The 18,578-nt window shown below is 68.1% G+C and carries 15 protein-coding genes; 5 read left to right on the top strand and 10 right to left on the bottom strand.

Annotated features, from left to right (window positions below):
• Nucleotides 1-88: 88 nt before the first annotated feature.
• The gene (locus tag QH196_RS23810; protein WP_033245601.1) at nucleotides 89-286 is read right to left on the bottom strand and encodes a hypothetical protein; all 198 of its coding nucleotides are present in this window, start codon (nucleotides 284-286) and stop codon (nucleotides 89-91) included.
• A gap of 121 nt (nucleotides 287-407) precedes the next feature.
• Complete coding sequence (locus QH196_RS23805; RefSeq protein WP_280418043.1) at nucleotides 408-2,966, bottom strand: LuxR C-terminal-related transcriptional regulator; 2,559 nt, start codon at nucleotides 2,964-2,966, stop codon at nucleotides 408-410.
• Between the two features lie 293 nt (nucleotides 2,967-3,259).
• Between QH196_RS23805 and QH196_RS23800 the strand changes: the two genes are divergently transcribed.
• The 4 genes from QH196_RS23800 (at nucleotide 3,260) to QH196_RS23785 (ending at nucleotide 7,106) form a co-directional block, all read left to right on the top strand.
• Nucleotides 3,260-3,634 (top strand): PLDc N-terminal domain-containing protein, encoded by a 375-nt coding sequence (locus QH196_RS23800; RefSeq protein ID WP_280418042.1) that lies wholly within the window; start codon nucleotides 3,260-3,262, stop codon nucleotides 3,632-3,634.
• Complete coding sequence (locus QH196_RS23795) at nucleotides 3,631-4,755, top strand: AI-2E family transporter (protein ID WP_280418041.1); 1,125 nt, start codon at nucleotides 3,631-3,633, stop codon at nucleotides 4,753-4,755. Before QH196_RS23800 ends, QH196_RS23795 begins: the two co-directional genes overlap by 4 nt.
• 89 nt (nucleotides 4,756-4,844) lie before the next feature.
• Nucleotides 4,845-5,270 (top strand): DUF7144 family membrane protein, encoded by a 426-nt coding sequence (locus QH196_RS23790; protein ID WP_280418040.1) that lies wholly within the window; start codon nucleotides 4,845-4,847, stop codon nucleotides 5,268-5,270.
• Nucleotides 5,271-5,396: 126 nt separating this feature from the next.
• On the top strand, nucleotides 5,397-7,106 hold the full coding sequence (locus QH196_RS23785) for a SulP family inorganic anion transporter (protein ID WP_280418054.1): 1,710 nt from the start codon (nucleotides 5,397-5,399) through the stop codon (nucleotides 7,104-7,106).
• A 108-nt stretch (nucleotides 7,107-7,214) separates the two neighbouring features.
• Here the strand turns inward: QH196_RS23785 and QH196_RS23780 are convergent, their stop codons facing one another.
• Nucleotides 7,215-7,448: a LapA family protein gene (locus QH196_RS23780; protein ID WP_280418039.1), complete on the bottom strand. Its 234-nt coding sequence runs from the start codon at nucleotides 7,446-7,448 to the stop codon at nucleotides 7,215-7,217.
• 285 nt (nucleotides 7,449-7,733) lie between these two features.
• On the opposite strand from QH196_RS23780, the gene QH196_RS23775 reads away from it, so the two are divergent.
• The gene (locus tag QH196_RS23775; RefSeq protein WP_280418053.1) at nucleotides 7,734-9,551 is read left to right on the top strand and encodes an alkyl/aryl-sulfatase; all 1,818 of its coding nucleotides are present in this window, start codon (nucleotides 7,734-7,736) and stop codon (nucleotides 9,549-9,551) included.
• Between the two features lie 4 nt (nucleotides 9,552-9,555).
• On the opposite strand, the gene QH196_RS23770 is transcribed toward QH196_RS23775, so the two are convergent.
• From QH196_RS23770 to QH196_RS23740, 7 genes are read right to left on the bottom strand one after another with little or no spacing between them, the layout of a single operon-like run.
• Nucleotides 9,556-10,275, bottom strand: a complete 720-nt coding sequence (locus tag QH196_RS23770) for a response regulator (RefSeq protein WP_280418038.1) — start codon at nucleotides 10,273-10,275, stop codon at nucleotides 9,556-9,558.
• The gene (locus QH196_RS23765) at nucleotides 10,272-12,815 is read right to left on the bottom strand and encodes a sensor histidine kinase (RefSeq protein WP_280418037.1); all 2,544 of its coding nucleotides are present in this window, start codon (nucleotides 12,813-12,815) and stop codon (nucleotides 10,272-10,274) included. The genes QH196_RS23770 and QH196_RS23765 overlap by 4 nt, the downstream gene beginning before the upstream one ends.
• A gap of 26 nt (nucleotides 12,816-12,841) precedes the next feature.
• Nucleotides 12,842-13,780, bottom strand: a complete 939-nt coding sequence (locus QH196_RS23760; RefSeq protein ID WP_280418036.1) for a potassium-transporting ATPase subunit C — start codon at nucleotides 13,778-13,780, stop codon at nucleotides 12,842-12,844.
• 1 nt (nucleotide 13,781) lies between these two features.
• On the bottom strand, nucleotides 13,782-15,929 hold the full coding sequence (kdpB, locus tag QH196_RS23755; protein ID WP_280418035.1) for a potassium-transporting ATPase subunit KdpB: 2,148 nt from the start codon (nucleotides 15,927-15,929) through the stop codon (nucleotides 13,782-13,784).
• Complete coding sequence (gene kdpA / locus QH196_RS23750; protein WP_280418034.1) at nucleotides 15,929-17,599, bottom strand: potassium-transporting ATPase subunit KdpA; 1,671 nt, start codon at nucleotides 17,597-17,599, stop codon at nucleotides 15,929-15,931. The genes kdpB and kdpA overlap by 1 nt, the downstream gene beginning before the upstream one ends.
• Nucleotides 17,600-17,689 (bottom strand): potassium-transporting ATPase subunit F, encoded by a 90-nt coding sequence (locus QH196_RS23745; protein WP_280418033.1) that lies wholly within the window; start codon nucleotides 17,687-17,689, stop codon nucleotides 17,600-17,602.
• Nucleotides 17,686-17,781, bottom strand: coding sequence for a potassium-transporting ATPase (locus QH196_RS23740; RefSeq protein ID WP_280418032.1), 96 nt, complete (start codon nucleotides 17,779-17,781; stop codon nucleotides 17,686-17,688). Before QH196_RS23740 ends, QH196_RS23745 begins: the two co-directional genes overlap by 4 nt.
• Between the last annotated feature and the right edge of the window lie 797 nt (nucleotides 17,782-18,578).

Below are 18,578 nucleotides of genomic sequence, written 5' to 3'. Positions count from 1 at the left end.
GCCACCGGGACGACTGCCGCGTCCGCCGTCATCGTGACCGGGGCACCTGAGCCGCCCGCAGCGTGCGCGCGCGAGCAGGTCACCGCATTCAATCGGGTAGCCGGCGCATCTCGATCACGGTGAGACCCAGGTTGTCGATACGAGCCAGGATTCCGCGGATACCCGTCGGATCGGTGACCGGACCCGACAGCACGGTGGTGCCCTGGGTGTGATCGCCGGTGAGTTCGGGAAAAGCGGCAAGCGCACGTTCGGAGAGTTCGCCGTCGATGGTGAACTGGTATCGCATCGCCGTCTCCTGCCTCGTCCGGACCGGTCGCGACGGCAGGTGTCGCCGCGTCGGAATGAAGTGTGTCCCACGGCGTCACCGCCGCACATCGTCCGGAGCGGGTGAAACGGCCCCGGCCGGATCAGAGCAAGCCGCTGCGCCGCGCTTCCTGCAGCGCTTCCATCCGGGAGCTGGTACCGAGTTTGGCGTATATCCCGCGCAGATGTGTCTTGACCGTATTGATGGAGACACTGAGGTCGTCGGCGATGTGCTGGGTAGTGCGACCCGACGGCAGCTGTTGCAGAATCCGCAGCTCGGTCGCCGTGAGCGGTGGATGCTGGACCCGGCGCCGGGGCCGGTGACCGGCCCGGATGCTGTCGGCGAAGGCGCTGCAGTGCCCGAAACATCCGGCGTAGTAGTCGAGCAGGTCGATGGTGCCGGGCACATCGAAGAACGGCCGGGCCACTCGATGGGTGGCGCCGATCCGCAGGGCGTTGTCCACGGCCTCCCGGGTTTTGGAATCGTTGCCCAGTTCGCGGTGGGCGCGGGCGTGCAGCAGCCAGCCGGTGAGCCGGGCAACGGGATGGGCGCCGGAGGTCGCCGCGAGTACGGGCTCCACCTGGCCGAGGACCGTCTGATGGTTACCCGCGACGGAGGTCAGCGCCGCCGTGGACAGGACGGTATCGGGGATGAGGCCGAGCACCGCCCGCGCCCGTTCGGTGAGCTGCCGCGCGGCCGCGGTATCGCCTGCGCCCAGCAGCGCCCATACCGCGGCACTCACCAGACCGCCACCGAGGACAGGCGCGGGATCGGCATCGAGCAGGCGGCCGATACTGCGGCGCAGCCGGTCGGTGGCGCCCGGGTCGTCACCGCACTGGCAGTCGAGCAGATTGCCGACCACATGCGGCAACCGGCCCGCCACCGGCCCGGGTGTGCCGTCGCGGCGGATGTGCTCGGCGCACAGCACCCGGATCTGTTCGGGGTGCGGCTCCGAGCCCTGCAGGTAGGCGCCGTAGGCCTCGAGCGCGGTGGCGTGCACGGTTTCCGGCAGATCCAGCAGATCGTGATCGCGGGCGATGGCGCAGGCCCGTTCGGCGCGCTGCCGCATCGTCGTGATCGATCCGGCCAGGCCGGCGGTGACGGCGAGCCGGGTCACCGCGATCAAACGCAGCCGAGGATGGCAGCGAGACCGGGTGCGGCTCAACGCGATCCGTAACCGTTCCTCACCCCGGGCGAGTTCGCCGCGCAGCGCGAGCGCGGTGCCGGTGGTGACGGCGAGATAGCCGTCCAGGTCCGGGCGGTCGGCGGGCGGCATCCGCTCCGGGAAGACGATCGGATCGGAATCGGCGCCGGTCGCCACCGCGAGTTCGGCGTCCACGGCCGCGGTCAGGGCTTCGAGCCGATAGGGGCCGGCCAGTGAATGCGGGTCGTCGTCGGCGAGGAGCCGGGCGCTGTCGCGGTAGGCCTGCGCCGTACCGCTGCCACCGTGCAGCAGTGCGTCGGTGGCCTGCAGCAGCCGCAGGAAGGGATCGGTCAGCACATCCGGCGCCGCGGCCGCGAGCGCGTCGAACAGGCTTTCGCCGTGGTCGGCGAAAACCAGTGCCAGCGCGTGCTCGGCCAGGAACGAGCCCAGCTCCCGGTGATCGGGGACCGCAAGCAGATGCGCCAGCGCGGCCTGCAGTTCACCGGTCGCGGTGAGCCGGCGGGCGGCTCGCAGATGCAGATCGGCGCACAGATTCGGGCCCAGGCGATTCGCTTCGGCCAGGAAATAGGCCCGCAGCATCGGGTGGTAGGAATACCAGACCTTCCCGCTGCGGGACAGCGAGGTCATCGGGAAATTGAGCCGGTCCAGTTCGTAGAGCAGATGCGCCGCACCACCGCCGACGAGATCGTCGGCGAGTTGTTCGGTGAACTCCTCCGGGACGCTGGTGCAGGTGAGGAACTGCCGCAGCGCAGGGGAGAGCGTATCGATCAGCTCACCCACCAGCAGATCGGCGAACGCATGCGGCGGACGGGCCAGCGCGGTGAGCGCATCGGCGTTCTCGCTCGAGCTGGCGGTGAGATAGATCGCCGCGATCCGTACCAGCGCCGCCCACCCCTCGGTGAGACCCATCAAGGTGTGCAGGCTCTCGTCGTCGAGTGCGCATTCGTGCCCCGCGCACAGCCGGGACGCCTCGGCGGGGGACAGCGCCAGATCGTGCGCACCCCACCGGGTGAGCCGGGAATGCAGTTGCAGCAGATGCCAGCGGATCGGCGGATCGAAGCGGGCGCAGAGAACGGTGGTCACCGCGGGCGGCGCGTGCTGCAAGAAGTACTCCAGCCCCGCCAGGGCGAGCGGATCGGTGATGAGGTGGGCGTCGTCGATCACCACGACGGTCGGGTCCGCGCTATCGCTCAGCGCGGCGAGGATCGCTTCGGCCTCACCCACCCCCGCGGCCGGCTGCCCGGATCCGGCGGCAGGCACGCACAGCCGGGTGCGCAGCTCCGGCCACAGCGCGGTCTGGTCGCGAACGGTGAGCCAGGCGATCCGGGCCCCGGGATGCGAACGCGGCAGATGCGTTGCCACCCAGTCCGCCACGGCGACCGTTTTCCCGACCCCCACCGCACCGCACACCAGCAGGACGCCGCCGTTACGGCGGTCCACCACGGTGTCCAGGCCGGTATGCAATCGCGGCCGCGAGACCGGGTCGAAGGGGAACACCGGGATATGGGACCGTGGCCGGGCTCGCGATAACGGGCGGCCCGTCGGATCCAATGTCGGCGAAGTGGTCACGGTGCCTCCCGAAGAAAATTTCCGAAACAGCACTAGCACGCACTCGGCCGCAGCCTACCTGAGCGGAGGGCACCCTCAGCGGCCCCTGAACCAACCTGTTACCAGGGCGTATCCGGGAATATTCATCCGTAGCGGGTGAGTCGTGCACCGGCCGGACCGCCCTACCGTGGGGCGGATCCCCGCTGTGGGGATCACAGGATCCGACGTAAGCGAGGTGGACCGTGTCGTTTTGGGAAGCGCTCTGGCTGGTTGTGGTGAGCTTCGCGTTCATCGCGTACCTGTTGCTGCTGTTCTACATCATCGGCGACCTCTTCCGGGACCGGGAGACCTCCGGCTGGGTGAAGGCGATCTGGGTGGTTCTGCTGATCGTGCTGCCGCTGCTGACCTCGCTCGTCTACCTGATCGTCCGCGGTAAGGGGATGACACAGCGGTCGATCACCGAGGCCCGGCAGGTGCAGGCCGCCGAGAAGGAATACATCCAGCGCACCGCCGGCACCAACCCGGCCGCGCAGATCGCCGAGGCGAAACGGTTGCTCACCGAGGGCACGATCACCGAAGGAGAGTTCGAGCGGCTCAAGGCCAAGGCCATGTCGTGACCGCTGCGCCCCCGCCGTCACCGCAATCCGCGGTGCCGGCCCCCGGGCAGTGGGCTATCCCGCGCGGGCTGATCGTTCTGCTGGTCGCGGCGGCCACGGTGGTCGCCGTGACCGGCGCCCGCGCCTTCTCCGGTGTCCTGGGCCCCGTTTTCCTGGCGTTGATGCTCGCCATCGCCGTGCAGCCCATCCAGCAGCGGATGCAGCGCAGCGGCCGGCCCGCCTGGCTGGGGATGCTCGCGGCGCTGGTGGTGGTGTATCTGATCCTCCTCGGGCTGGTCGCGGCGCTGGCCGTATCGGCGGCTCAGCTGGCCACCGCGCTCCCGGATTACTCCGACCGGTTCGCCGATCTGCTCGTGCAGGTCCAAGATCTGCTGGCACGCTTGGATATCGACAAGGAACGGATCGACCACGCGTTGAGCAGCTTCGACCTGGGCAAACTGGTCGTGTTGCTGGAGGATCTGCTGCGCGGCCTGGCGGGCGCGTTCTCGAACCTGGTCTTCGTGGTCACCCTGCTGCTGTTCATGGTGTTCGACGGAATGTCCATCGGACGCCGGATGAATGTGCTGCGGAGTATGCGCCCCGATATCGCCCGGGCGTTGGGCTCGTTCACCTCGGGCACCCGCAAATACCTGATCGTATCCACGGTATTCGGCCTGATCGTCGCGGTCCTCGACGGCGTCGCGCTATGGCTGCTCGCGGTACCGTTCCCCCTGCTGTGGGCGCTGCTGTCGTTCATCACCAACTACATCCCGAATATCGGTTTCGTCATCGGGCTGGTGCCGCCCGCGCTACTGGCCCTGCTGGACAGCGGCTGGACCCGGATGGTCTGGGTGATCGTCGTCTACTGCGTGTTCAACGTCGTGGTGCAGTCGGTGATCCAACCCAAATTCGTCGGTGACGCGGTCGGGCTCAGCGTCACGATCACTTTTCTGTCGCTGGTGTTCTGGACATGGGTCCTCGGCGCATTGGGTGCGCTGCTGGCCATACCGCTCACGCTGCTGGCGAAGGCGGTGCTGCTCGATATCGACCCCTCGACCAGGTGGATGGATGTGCTCATCGGCGAACGCGCCCCGGGCCGGGAGAAGCCGGCGGCGGCCGAACCGCCGGCCGCGCCGGGGTGACCGTTGCGGAGTTCACCCGGGCGGGGTGAGGCGGGGCCGCTTCCGCACGGCGACAGTGGTCGTAACCACAGTGCTCGGAAGGAGCCGAGATGACCACCGCACCGCAACACACCACCCAGGCCCGCGACAGCGGCCCGCTGCGGCAGGGTTTCGCCGCGGGTGCCTCGATCGGCGCGTCGATACTGCTGCTGACGGTCGGCGTGCTCTCGGTACTCGAGGGGATCGCCGCGGTCGCCCGGGACGAGTTGTTCGTTGTCGGTATCGACTACGTCTACGAGTTCGACATCACGACCTGGGGCTGGATCCATATCGTGCTGGGCGCCATCCTGATCGTGGCGGCGCTCGGGCTGATGACGGGTACGACCTGGGGACGGGTGCTGGCGATCGTTGTGGCGGCACTGTCGATACTGGCGAACTTTCTCTGGCTGCCCTACTACCCGTGGTGGTCGACGCTGGTCATCGCCCTGAACATTGTGGTGATCTGGGCGATCGCCACCTGGCATCCCCGGACCTGACACGCCCACCTGGCGGACCGGCCCGGCCGTCCGGTGGGCGGGCCGGTCCTACCTCCTCGGCGAAGGGCACGGTGAGTTGTGAGCGATGAACACACTCGTCCGTCCGGAGGCAGCGATCCGCGCCGGATGCGCGAAATCGCCGCACAGCTGTTCCCTTCCCTGCACGGGTACCGGCGGAGCTGGTTGCGACCGGATATCGTCGCCGGCCTGACCGTCTGGGCGGTGCTGGTGCCGGAAGCGCTGGCCTACGCCACGATCGCGGGCGTTCCGCCGGTGGTCGGCCTGTACGCGGCGGTCCCGTCGCTGATCCTGTACGCGCTGGCCGGCAGTTCCCGGCATCTCGTGGTGGGCCCGATGTCGGCGACCGCGGCGCTGTCGGCCGCGCTGATCGCCCCGCTGGCCGGTGCCGACGAGGGGCGCTATATCGCGCTCACCACCGCACTCGCGATCGCGACGGGTGTGGTCGGTCTGCTGGCCGGGCTGCTGCGGCTCGGGTTCATCGCCTCGTTCATTTCCGAACCGGTGCTGAAAGGTTTCATCGTCGGGCTGGCGCTGGTGATCATCATCGGCCAGGTACCCAAACTGCTCGGTATCGAGAAACACGAGGGGGATTTCTTCGAACAGTTGTGGGGCGTGCTGACCGGGCTGGGGGATACCCAGTGGCGCACGCTGTTGATCGGCGGCCTGAGCCTGCTGCTGGTCCTCGCCGTGAAACGGTGGCTCCCGCTGATTCCGGGCGCGTTGCTCGCGGTGCTGGCCGGAATCCTGGTGGTGGCGCTGTTCGACCTGGACGACAAGGGGGTGGCGATCGTCGGGGAGATCGACCCGGGGCTGCCTGTGCCCGGCCTGCCCGGGGGCGTGGGTTTCGGCGACTACCTCGATCTGCTGGGACCGGCGGTCGGTGTCCTGCTGATCGGATTCGCCGAAGGACTGGGCGCGGCCAAGACATATGCCGCGAAAGCCGGCTACGAAATCGACCCCAACCGCGAACTGTTCGGCTTGGGCGCCGCGAACCTGGGGGCGGGTTTCACTGCCGGAATGGTGGTCAACGGCAGTTTGTCCAAAACGGCGGTCAACGGGTCAGCCGGAGCGAAGACCCAGGTCAGCGGGTTGGTGGTAGCGGTCCTGACCGTCGTGACCCTGCTCTTGCTCACGGGACTGTTCGAACAGCTACCCGAAGCCACACTGGCGGCGGTGGTGATCGCGGCGGTGATCGAACTGGTCGATATCGCCGCATTGCGGCGGCTCTACCGGGTGTGGACCGACTGGCTGGGCCATATCTACGGCCGGGTCGCCCGCGCCGATTTCGTGGCCGCGCTGGCCGCGCTGTTCGGTGTGCTGCTGTTCGACACACTGCCGGGCCTGCTCATCGGGGTCGGGGTCGCCATCGTCCTGCTCGTCTATCGCGGTTCCCGGCCGCATATCGCGGTTCTCGGTCCTCGTGACGGCTTGTGGTTGGACGTGCATCGGCACCCAGGACTCGCGCAACGCCGAAACCAGCTGGTGGTACGTGTCGAAGCGGGGTTGTATTTCGTCAACGCCGACTATGTGCGGACCCGTATCGAGCAGCTGTGCACCGAACACACCCGGCTGGTGGTGCTCGACGCCGAAACCTCGCCCGCTATCGATGTCACCGCCGCGGCGATGCTCGTCGACCTCCGGGACAGCCTCGCGCACCGCGGTATCGACTTCCGGATCGCCCGCTCGATCGGGCAGTTCGGTGACGAGCTGGCCGCCGCGCAAACCGGAACCCACCAGATCGCGGTCTACGCGAGTGTAGCCGCCGCGACAGCGGAACCACCACGCTCCCCGGGCACTGCAGACCCGGCTCGCTGACCCGGCCGGCCTCGGTGCCGCCTGGTTCACCGGCCGGTGTGCCGAATCCGGGCAGCCGGCGCGGGCCGGCTGCCCGGCCACGCAGGGGCGTGGGCACCATCCGGTACTTCAGCGGCGTGCCCGGCGCCTGATCAGCAACCCTGCGAGCGCGCCGATCAGGAACATGATCAACAGGACCAGCCACATCGGCGAACGAACGGTCACCAGCAGGAAATTGATATCCACGCGGTTGCGGTTCTGGGCGATGAACACCACGGCCAGCACGACCAGAACGGCGGCCACCCACTGGTTCACCGTGATACGAGACAGCAGTGCCGACTTCGGTGCGTCCTGGGTTGCCATCGGATCCTCCGAACAGTGGGCTGACGGTATTGCCCGAGTCTGCTGCGCCGGCGGCGGATCGGGCTTCACCCACGCCGGATGAGTTGGCAACCCTCCCGCGGCCGGGACAGGGCCGACGGCGAGTTCACCCGCCGCAGGTGATACCTCCGCGAGGAAGATCCCGCTAGCGTGGGCGATGCCGGTGCCCCCGTCCGTCCGGTCGACCACCGGACGAGCGGGTGCTCGAACCTCCGCGCCGTGACCGCTTCATCAGCCGAGACATCGCAGAGTGAGGTAACCATGACCATGCAGGTGGATTTCGACGACACCACCGATTTCGAGAATGTCGACCGCGGATTCATCGCCGAGCTCGACCCGCCGGTGGTGCAGGCGGCCGACGGGCGTGTGGTCTGGGATATCGGCGCCTACGGGTTCCTCGACGGTGAATGCCCGTCCACTGCGAACCCGAGCCTGTGGCGGCAGGGCAAGCTGTGCAACAAACAGGGGCTTTTCGAAGTCACCGAGGGGATCTACCAGGTACGCAATCTGGACCTGTCGAATATGACCTTCGTCGAGGGCCGCGAGGGCATCATCGTGATCGACCCCCTGCTGTCCGCGGAGACGGCGGCCGCCGGACTGGCCCTGTACCGCGCGCATCGCGGCGACCGCCCGGTGAAAGGCATGATCTACACCCATTCGCACGCCGACCATTTCGGCGGAGCCAGGGGAGTGGTACCCGAAGGCCACCCGGCGATACCGATTCTGGCGCCCGAAGGTTTCCTCGAACACGCGGTGAGCGAGAACGTCTACGCCGGTAATGCGATGAACCGGCGCGCGATCTTCATGTACGGCGCGGTGCTGAACAAGGCACCCGACGGCCAGATCGGGGCCGGCCTCGGGATGACCACCTCCACCGGCACCATCACCCTCATCCCGCCGACGGTGGATATCACCCACACCGGCCAGGAAGAGGAGATCGACGGGGTGCGGATGGTTTTCCAGCTGACCCCCGGTACCGAGGCGCCCGCGGAGATGAACTTCCTGTTCCCCGATCGCCGCGCACTCTGTATGGCGGAGAACGCCACCCACAATATGCACAATGTGCTGACCCTGCGCGGTGCGGTGGTGCGTGACTCCCGCGTCTGGGCCCGTTATCTCGACGAGGCCATCGCCCGGTTCGGCGATAAGGCCGATGTCGCGTTCGCCTCCCATCATTGGCCGACGTGGGGCCGGGAGAACTGGACCGCCTGGATCGCCGGTCAACGGGATATGTACTCCTACCTGCACGACCAGACATTGCGGTTGACCAACCAGGGCTACACCGGCCCGGAGATCGCGGAACAGTTCGAATTCCCGCCCGCGCTCGACAAACTGTGGGCCAACCGCGGCTACTACGGTTCCACCAGCCACAATGTGAAGGCGATCTACCAGCGGTACATGGGCTGGTACGACGGTAATCCCGCGCACCTGTGGGAGCATCCTCCGGTCGAGCAGGCGCAGCGCTATGTGGCCGATTACGGCGGTATCGAGGCGATCGTGGCCAAGGGCCGGCAGTACGCCGACGACGGCGATCTGCGGTTCGCGGCCACTCTGCTGTGCCATGCGGTATTCGCCGAACCGGGTCACGACGGCGCCAGGGAGGCGCTGGCGCAGGTCTACGAGCGGCTCGGCCACGGCGCCGAGAACGGCACCTGGCGCAACTTCTTCCTCGTCGGCGCGCAGGAATTGCGTACGGGTCCGAGCCCGGCCGCCCTCGATTCGGCCAGCCCGGAAATGATGACCGCGCTGACCCTGGACATGATCGTCGATTCGCTCGCCGTCCGGATCAACGGTCTGCGCGCCGCATCGGCCGATTTCAGCATGGACTGGGAAGTGACGGACCAGAAGCTGGTACATCGGCTGACGCTGTCCAACGGCGCGCTCACCCACCGGACCCCGACCCCGGACGCGCCGGCCACCGGGCCCGCCGATCTCACCCTCACCATGACCAAACCGGAACTGCTGCAAGCTTTGGCAGGTAAGGGATTCGACGGGATCACGATGAAAGGCGACGAAAGCGTCCTGCAGACCTTCCTAGGCCTGCTGGACACACCCGACCCGCGCTTTCCGATCGTCACCCCCTGACCAATCACTCCCGGAAGCGGTGTCCCATTCCCGGTTCGGTGACCAGATGTTTGGGATGGGACGGATCGTCCTCCAGTTTCCGGCGCAACTGGGCCAGATAGACGCGCAGGTAGTGGGTTTCGGACTGATAGGCCGGACCCCACACCTCGCGCAGCAGTTCCTGCCGGCCGACCAGTTTCCCGCGATTGCGTACCAGCATTTCCAGCACACCCCATTCCGTGGGAGTCAGATGGACTTCGGCGCCCGATTTGATGACCTTCTTCGCCGCCAGGTCGACGGTGAACGAATCGGTGACCACCACCGGTTCGTCGGGTTCGGCCGCATCCGCGGCCCGGCGCAGCGCCGCGCGTAACCGGGCGAGGAATTCGTCCATGCCGAACGGTTTGGTCACGTAGTCGTCGGCGCCGGCGTCGAGCGCGTCGACCTTGTCCGCCGAATCGGTGCGAGCGGACAGCACGATGATCGGCACCTTGGTCCAGCCGCGCAGACCGGCGAGCACCTCGATCCCGTCGATATCGGGAAGGCCGAGATCGAGCACCACCACATCGGGTTTGCGTTCGGTCGCCGCCCGCAACGCGCCCGCGCCCGTGGCCGCGGTGACCACGTCGTAGCCGCGTACCGAGAGATTGATGCGCATCGCCCGCAGGATCTGCGGTTCGTCGTCGACTACCAGGACGGTGGGCTGTTGCTGCGCACCGTGCTCCGGCTGTGCTCCGGTCTTCATGGCGAAACCTCCGTGGGCGACGTATCGGTGCGGCCGTCGGCGACCGCGAGATCGACGGTGACGGTGAGCCCCCCGCCGGGCGTGGGCGCGGCGCTCACCGAACCGCCCATGGCGTCGGCGAATCCGCGTACCACCGACAGCCCCAGACCCAGGCCGCTGGTGTTGTCCCGGTCGCCGAGCTGCTGGAACGAGTCGAAAACCCGTTCGGGATCGGCGCCGGGCAGACCCGGCCCGTGGTCGACCACCCGGACCAGGATCCGGCCGTCCACCGCCGCGGCATCGATCGTCACCTCCGATTCGGCGCCGTAGCGCAGCGCATTGTCGACGAGATTGGCCAGAATACGTTCGAGCAGATCGGGGTCGGCCTGTACCACCGTCGTCCCGATACTGACCCGTACCCGGTCGAGGGCGCCGCGGCGCGCGCCGCGCGGGCTCACGCCGACGCTGACCAGCGACCGATGCACCACCTCGTCCAGATACACGGGCCGCAATCGCGGCCGCACCACCCCCGCGGCGAGCCGCGAGGAATCGAGCAGGTTACCGACCAGCGCGGTGAGCTGATCGGCGGATTCCTCCACCGTGGCGAGCAATTCGGCCCGGTCCGCGGGGGAGAACTCGACATCGTCGGAACGCAGGCTCGAGATCGCCGCCTTGACCGCCGCCAGCGGGGTGCGCAGATCGTGGCTGACCGCCGAGAGCAGATCGCGGCGTAACCGGTCGGCCTCGGCGAGTGCCGCGGCCTTGTTCGCTTCCTCCGTGAGCTGACGCCGCTGGACCAGGCCGACGGCCTGACCGGCCACCGCCTCGAGGACCCGCCGGTCGCGGGCGCGCAGGGTCGGGCCGGACAGCAGCAGCGCATAGTCGCCGTCGCCGACCTCGATCGCGGTATCGGCCGCATCCGCGCGTTCGGGCGGATCCGTCCCGACCGCGGCGAGCGCGCCACGGTCGCGGTGGCGCAGGCTCACCGCCTGCTGGCCGTAGGTCTCGCGCAACCTTTCCAGCAGGGCGGTCGGATCGGCGCCGCGCAGCACCGCCCCCGCGAACAGGGTGAGCAGTTCGGCTTCCCGGGACGCCTGCCCGGCCTGTTCGGCCCGGCGCGCGGCGGTATCGACGAGGACCGCCACCGCGACCGCCACCACGAGCAGCAGAACCGCGGGCAGGAAATTGTTCGGCTCCTGGATAGTGACGCTGTAGCGGGGATCGGTGAACAGGATGTTGAGCAGCATGCCCGCGATCAACGCCGACGCGATCGCCGGCAGCACTCCGCCGAACAGTGCCACCGCCAGCACCGCCACGAAGTACAGCGCACTTTCGCTCACCAGCCCGAGGTAGCGGTCCAGCCAGGCGGCCAGCAGCACGGAGATCGCCGAGGGGACGGCGAACGCGGCGATCCAGGCCGCGGTGCGGCGCGCCTTGGGGCGCGGGCGTCGTCGCCGGTGCCGGCGGCCCGCCGCCTCGTGGGTGACCATATGCACGTCGATCTTGCCCGAATGCTGTACCACTTCCGCGCCGATGCCCTCGTCGAGCATCCGCGCCCAGCGCGACCGGCGGGAGGTGCCGAGCACCAGCTGGGTGGCGTTGACCGTGCGGGCGAAATCCAGCAGCGCGGTGGGCACCTCGTCGCCGACGACCGTATGCAGTTCCGCACCGAGATGTGCGGCCAGTTTCCGGACCGCGGCCATCTGCGGGGCCGCCACACCGGTCAGGCCGTCGCCGCGGACGACATGGACGACGAGCAGTTCGGCACTGGATTTCGCGGCGATCCGGCCCGCCCGCCGCACCAGCGTTTCCGATTCCCGGCCCCCGGTCACGGCCACGACCACCCGTTCCCGGGCCTCCCAGGTGGCGGTGATCCGGTGGTCGGCCCGGTATTTCGCCAGCGCCGCATCCACCTGGTCGGCCAGCCACAGCAGGGCGAGTTCGCGCAGGGCGGTCAGGTTGCCGCGCCGGAAGTAGTGCGCCAGCGCGGCATCGGCCTTCTCCGGCGCATACACATTGCCCAGCGTGATCCGCCGCTGCAGTGCTTCCGGGGTGATATCGACCAGTTCGATCTGGTCGGCGGCGCGTACCACCGCGTCGGGCACGGTCTCGTGCTGGGTGACTCCCGTGATCTGCTCGACCACATCGTTGAGACCCTCGAGATGCTGGATGTTCACGGTGGACACCACGGTGATCCCGGCGGCCAGCAGTTCCTGGACATCCTCGTACCGCTTACGGTTGCGGCTGCCGGGGGTGTTGGTATGCGCCAGTTCGTCCACCAGCACGAGGTCGGGCCGGCGGGCCAGGACGGCGTCCACATCCAGCTCGTACTGCACCGTGCCGCGATAGGGGATCGCGACCCGTGGCACCTGTTCGATACCCTCCAGCAGTTCCGCGGTCTGCGCGCGGCCGTGCGTCTCGACCACGGCGGCCACCACATCCTGGCCGCGCGCCAGGCGTCGATGCGCCTCACCCAGCATCGCGAACGTCTTACCGACCCCGGGGGCCGCGCCGAGATAGATGCGCAGCTCACCCGGGGTGCAGTGTGGTGTAGCGGTCACGTTCGAATCATGTCACCGTGCACGGATCAACGTCCGTTCGCGGTGCCGGACACGGGGTATCGGCTGTCCAGATCGAGGTTGAGTTCGAGGACGTGGACCCGGGGTTCTCCGGCGAAACCGAGTACCCGGCCGCTGGTGTGCGCGGCGACGATATCGCGGACCGCGGCCGGTTCGATACCGCGCGCTGCCGCCACCCGGTTCACCTGGATTTCGGCGTAGGCGGGCGAGATATGCGGATCCAGGCCGCTGCCGCTGCTGGTCACCGCATCCGCGGGAACCGCCGGTTCGCCGGGTGCGTCCCCGGCGATCGGCACGATCCGGCCGGTCGAATAATCCTCGCCGTACTGTGCGCATTCCACCGGAACACCCTGGTATTCGGCGCGGAACACCCGCGTGGACCCGGCTCGGCAGGGTTCGTTGACGCTGACCACACGTTCCGGGATCACCGCACCGTCCGCGGTGAAGGTCCCCATGACCGAGAGCACAGCCCCGACTCCGTCCGGTGTGCAGAACGGCCGGCCGCCGTCGACACCTTCGCGCAGGCCGATCTCATGGCTGCGCGTGCAGACCTGGGTGAGCAGGCTCGGGGTGAAGCCGGCCGATTCCGGGTCGGATCCCGCGGCGAGCAGGGCCGGGTCGGCGGGCGTGTCGACGATGTTCTCCGGGCCCAGATTGCTGCCGCCGGAGGCCAGGCTGTCGTAACCGTCGCCGGCGGCCGAGGGACGGCTCTGGAAGTACCAGGCGATCGGGTCGCCGTTGTCATCGGTGAACGATTGGCCGAGCAGGGAACTGCCCACGGCCTGACCGCCGGCCTCGACGATCGAACCGTGCGATTTATCGTGCAGCCCTGGTAGTTGGCCCGCCACCCAGACGATCCCGGGGTAGGCGAAACCAGTGATCAAGGTCAGTATCAGCAGCGCCCGCAGCGCGGCGGAATGCTGGCGGATCAGATCGGAGACAGGCATATCAGGACATCCCGGGCAGGTATTGGACGATGAGGTCGATCAGTTTGATTCCGAGGAACGGCGCCACGATCCCGCCGAGCCCGTAGATCGACAGGTTGCGGCCGAGCAGTTTCGCCGCGTTCCCGGGCGTGTACTGCACACCCCGCAGGGCCAGCGGGATCAGGGCCACGATCACCAGCGCGTTGAAGATCACCGCCGACAGGATCGCCGACTGCGGACTGGCCAGCCGCATGATGTTCAGCAGATCCAGCCCCGGGAACAGCCCCACGAACAACGCCGGGATGATCGCGAAGTACTTGGCGATATCGTTGGCGATCGAGAACGTGGTCAGCGCGCCGCGGGTGATGAGCAGCTGTTTGCCGATTTCCACGATTTCGATCAGTTTGGTCGGATCGGAATCGAGATCGACCATATTCCCGGCCTCTTTGGCGGCCGAGGTACCGGTATTCATCGCGACCCCGACATCGGCCTGGGCGAGAGCGGGCGCGTCGTTGGTACCGTCGCCGGTCATCGCGACCAGCCGCCCGCCTTCCTGTTCCCGCCGGATCAACGCCAGTTTGTCCTCGGGCGTGGCCTCGGCCAGGAAATCGTCCACGCCGGCTTCGTCGGCGATCGCTTTGGCGGTCCGCGGGTTGTCGCCGGTGATCATGACCGTGCGGATGCCCATCCGGCGCATTTCCGCGAACCGGTCGCGCATCCCTTGTTTCACGACATCCTCGAGGCGGATCACCCCGAGAACCCGGGCCCCGCCGTCGCGGATCTCTCCGACGACGAGCGGGGTTCCGCCGCCTTCAGAGATTCCGTCGACGACGCTGTCGAGCTCGGCCGGTACCGAACCGCCGTTGCTGCGAATCCACTGGGCCACCGAATTCGCGGCGCCCTTGCGTAACTGCACACCGTCGATATCCACCCCGGACATGCGGGTCGCGGCGGTGAACGGCACCCATTCGGCGTGTGCGAGTTCCCCGGGGGTGCGTTCGCGCAGCCCGTAGGCATCCTTCGCGTACACCACGATGGAGCGGCCCTCGGGGGTCTCGTCGGCGAGGCTGGACAGCTGCGCCGCATCGGTCAGCTCCTGTTCGCCGACCCCGGACAGCGCAACGAACTGCGTGGCCTGCCGGTTACCGAGGGTGATCGTGCCGGTTTTGTCCAGCAGCAGCGTGTTCACATCGCCCGCGGCTTCGACGGCCCGCCCGGACATGGCCAGAACATTGCGCTGCACCAGCCGGTCCATCCCCGCGATACCGATGGCCGACAGCAAGGCGCCGATGGTCGTCGGGATCAGGCACACCAGCAGCGAGACCAGCACGATCCCGGTGACCCCGTAGCTGCCCAGGGCGAGACTGTCCGGCACACCGGGGTTGTTGTCCTTGGAAAAGATCGCCAGCGGCTGCAGCGTGACCACCGCGACCACGAAGATCAGCGTGAGCGCGGCCAGCAGGATATCGAGCGCGATCTCGTTCGGCGTCTTCTGCCGCGCCGCGCCCTCCACCAGCGCGATCATCTTGTCGATGAAGCTCTGGCCCGGTTCCTGGGTGATACGCACGACGATCCGGTCCGACAGCACCGTGGTGCCGCCGGTGACCGCGGACCGGTCGCCGCCGGATTCCCGGATCACCGGGGCGGATTCGCCGGTGATGGCGGATTCGTCCACTGAGGCGATACCTTCCACCACATCACCGTCGCCGGGAATCACCTGACCGGCCTCGACGACGACATGGTCGCCGCGGCGCAATTGCGGCGCCGCGACGGGTTCCTCGGTGACAGCGGCGCCGGGGGCCCAGTCGACCAGCCGGCGGGCGACGGTATCGGCCTTGGCCCGGCGCAGGGTATCGGCCTGGGCCTTACCGCGGCCTTCGGCCACCGCCTCGGCGAGATTGGCGAACACCACGGTGAGCCACAGCCAGACGACGATCGCCCAGGCGAAAAAACTCGGATCGACGATCGCGAGCACCGTCGCCCAGACCGCGCCGATCTCGACGATGAACATCACCGGATTGCGCCACAGGGTGCGCGGATCCAGTTTGCGCACCGCCTGCGGTAATGAGCTCAGCAGCAGCTGCGGATCGAGCAGCCCCCCGCGGATCCGGCTCTTCGCCGGCTGCGGCGCCGCGGGTACGGGATCGGATTCGATGGTGGGAGCGGACATCAGTGCAGTCCTTCGGCGAGCGGCCCGAGCGCCAGCGCGGGCAGGAAGGTGAGAGCGACCAGGATGACGGTGACCCCGACGACCAGGCCGACGAATTGCGGCCGATGGGTCGGCAGCGTTCCTGCCGACGCGGGGGTGGTGCCCTGTTTCGCCAGTGAACCGGCCAGGGCCAGCACCAGGATCATCGGCAGGAACCGGCCGAACAGCATGGCGAGGCCGAGGGCGGTGTTGAACCATTCGGTGTTGCCGGAGAGCCCGGCGAAGGCGGAGCCGTTGTTGTTACCGGCCGAGGTGAACGCGTACAGCACCTCCGACAGGCCGTGTGGCCCGGAATCCTGGATCGAGGCCCGCTGCCCGGGCATCGCCATGGCCAGCGCGGTCCCGGTCAGCACGATCACCGGCGTCACCAGGAAATAGGCGGCGGCCAGCTTGATCTCGCGGGGAGTGATCTTCTTCCCGAGGTACTCCGGGGTGCGACCGACCATCAATCCGGCGACGAACACCGTGATCAGCGCCAGCACCAGCATGCCGTACAGGCCCGAGCCGACACCGCCGGGCGCCACCTCGCCGAGCTGCATGTTGAACATGAGCACCATGCCGCCGAGGCTGGTGTAGGAATCGTGCATCGAATCCACCGCGCCGGTGGAGGTGAGGGTGGTGGCGGCGGCGAAGGTCGCCGAATTCGCCACGCCGAACCGCTGTTCGACGCCTTCCATGGACGCCCCGACCGCGGCCGGCACGGTGCCGTGGTGCTGGAGCTGGAAAACGCTGACCAGGCTGACGCTGACCAATGCGAGCACCGTCATGACGGCGGCGATCGCGTAACCTTGTTTGCGGCTGCCGACCATACGGCCGAAGGTGCGTGGCAGCGAGAAGGCGATCACGGTCAGCAGGAAGATCTCCACCCAGTTGGTCCACGCGGTGGGGTTCTCGAACGGATGCGCGGAGTTCGCGTTGAACGGTCCGCCGCCGTTGGTGCCGAGATCCTTGATGGCCTCCTGGCTCGCGATGAGACCGCCCGGCAGGTTCTGCTGGACGCCACCGAGCGTGGTGACCACCTGATCGTTGAGATGGAAGTTCTGGATCACCCCGCCGGCGAGCAGCACAATGGCGGCGACCGTGGAGATGGGCAGCAGAATGCGCAGCGTACCGCGCACCAGATCGACCCAGAAGTTCCCGAGGGTGCCACCACGCGAGCGCGCCAGGCCGCGGACGACGGCCATGGCGACGGCCATCCCGACCGCGGCGGAGACGAAGTTCTGCACGGTCAGCCCGGCGGCCTGGGCCAGCGGGCCCAGCGTGGACTCACCCGAATAGTTCTGCCAGTTGGTGTTGGTGACGAAACTGGCGGCGGTGTTCCAGGCCAGGGCGGCGGTCATCGGGGTGGCCGTCTCGTCCGGGAACAACGGCAGTTTGTGCTGCACGGCCAGCAGGACGAACAGGAAGACCAAGCTCACCGCAGAGAAAGCGAGAACGCTGCGGGCGTAACCGCCCCAGGTCTGCTCGCGGTCCGGGGCGGCGCCGACCAGGCGGTAGAGCCCGCGTTCGAAGCGGGAATGGGTGGTCCGGGTGTAGACGCGGTACATGTAGTCCCCCAGCGGCACATGTACCGCGGCCAGCGCCGCCACCAGCGTGCCGAGGAACAGCACACCAGCAATGGTTGTACTCACTCAGAACCTCTCGGGAAACAGCAGGGCGGCCGCCATCAATCCGATGACCACGACGGCCAGGGCCAGGCCCACGGCATTGACGATGTTCACAATCGCTCCACCATCCGCTGTACGACCCCGAGCACACCGAATACCGCGACCGTGACCAGGAGATAGGCCAGGATCGACACGTCCGCCTCCATTCCGAAAACCGAGGGCAGCGCGACGCAACCCGACCGGCTGCGGCTGCCCAACCGGGTCGAAACTACGAGCCGCGAACCCCGGCGCCCCGCCCGTTGACGAGTCCTTTACGCCCCCCGTTCACGCCTTGACGCCTTCCTTGCGCGCCGTCCGAGTGGCTGCGGTGCACGCCACAAAGAATGGCCTGCTCCGGGGGCGATACGCGGTCTGCCCGGGACGTGGGTGCGTGGCCTGCTCCGGACGCGGATCTGCGGTCTGCTCCGGATAGGGCGGGTGGCAGGTATCCGGATACGATGCGGTGCTCCAGCCGATTTCTACCCGGCTGGGCCGGGGTGCGGTAAACGGCCGGGGCGTACGGGGCTGCCATGCGGGGACGCGCGAAGTCGATGTGGAGCTGTGTCCGGCGAATCGGCGCGCGAACCGGGGCAAGGGCGCACTCTGAGGGGAGGCTTCACGCAAAGAATGTCCGCCCGGCCGGGACGATCCCGGCCCCGCACCCGGAGGACCGTTCATGCACCCGTTCGCCTATACACCCGCCGAACTGGCCGATGCCATCATCCTGGCCGTGCGCTGCGTACTGCATGTGTATTCGTCGGGTACACCGTGCGTCCCGATGTGAGCGGCTCACACAGCAAAGAGCCGGGCCCCCCGGGCGGGCGGGGGGCGGGGCGGCGCGGCAGTAAGGGCGCGGAGTCGGCGCCTCGGCCCGGAGAGCGGTAACCGTTCCGCTGGGCCTCCCGCCGGCCGCGGTCGGTTCGAGGTGGCGGCCGGCACTCGAAGTGTTGCGCCGCACTCGCAC

This window comes from Nocardia carnea (genome assembly GCF_029868325.1).
In the GTDB taxonomy this organism is placed as follows: domain Bacteria; phylum Actinomycetota; class Actinomycetes; order Mycobacteriales; family Mycobacteriaceae; genus Nocardia; species Nocardia carnea_C.
Note: the sequence above shows the minus strand (reverse complement) of the source record. Positions and strands in the feature narration are given on the sequence as shown.

Coding starts and splice junctions, on each gene's coding strand:
- QH196_RS23810 (WP_033245601.1), bottom strand. CDS start 286: ATGCGATACCAGTTCACCATCGACGGCGAACTCTCCGAACGTGCGCTT.
- QH196_RS23790 (WP_280418040.1), top strand. CDS start 4,845: ATGACCACCGCACCGCAACACACCACCCAGGCCCGCGACAGCGGCCCG.
- QH196_RS23785 (WP_280418054.1), top strand. CDS start 5,397: ATGCGCGAAATCGCCGCACAGCTGTTCCCTTCCCTGCACGGGTACCGG.
- QH196_RS23780 (WP_280418039.1), bottom strand. CDS start 7,448: ATGGCAACCCAGGACGCACCGAAGTCGGCACTGCTGTCTCGTATCACG.
- QH196_RS23775 (WP_280418053.1), top strand. CDS start 7,734: ATGCAGGTGGATTTCGACGACACCACCGATTTCGAGAATGTCGACCGC.
- QH196_RS23770 (WP_280418038.1), bottom strand. CDS start 10,275: ATGAAGACCGGAGCACAGCCGGAGCACGGTGCGCAGCAACAGCCCACC.
- QH196_RS23760 (WP_280418036.1), bottom strand. CDS start 13,780: ATGCCTGTCTCCGATCTGATCCGCCAGCATTCCGCCGCGCTGCGGGCG.
- kdpB (WP_280418035.1), bottom strand. CDS start 15,929: ATGTCCGCTCCCACCATCGAATCCGATCCCGTACCCGCGGCGCCGCAG.
- QH196_RS23740 (WP_280418032.1), bottom strand. CDS start 17,781: ATGGAGGCGGACGTGTCGATCCTGGCCTATCTCCTGGTCACGGTCGCG.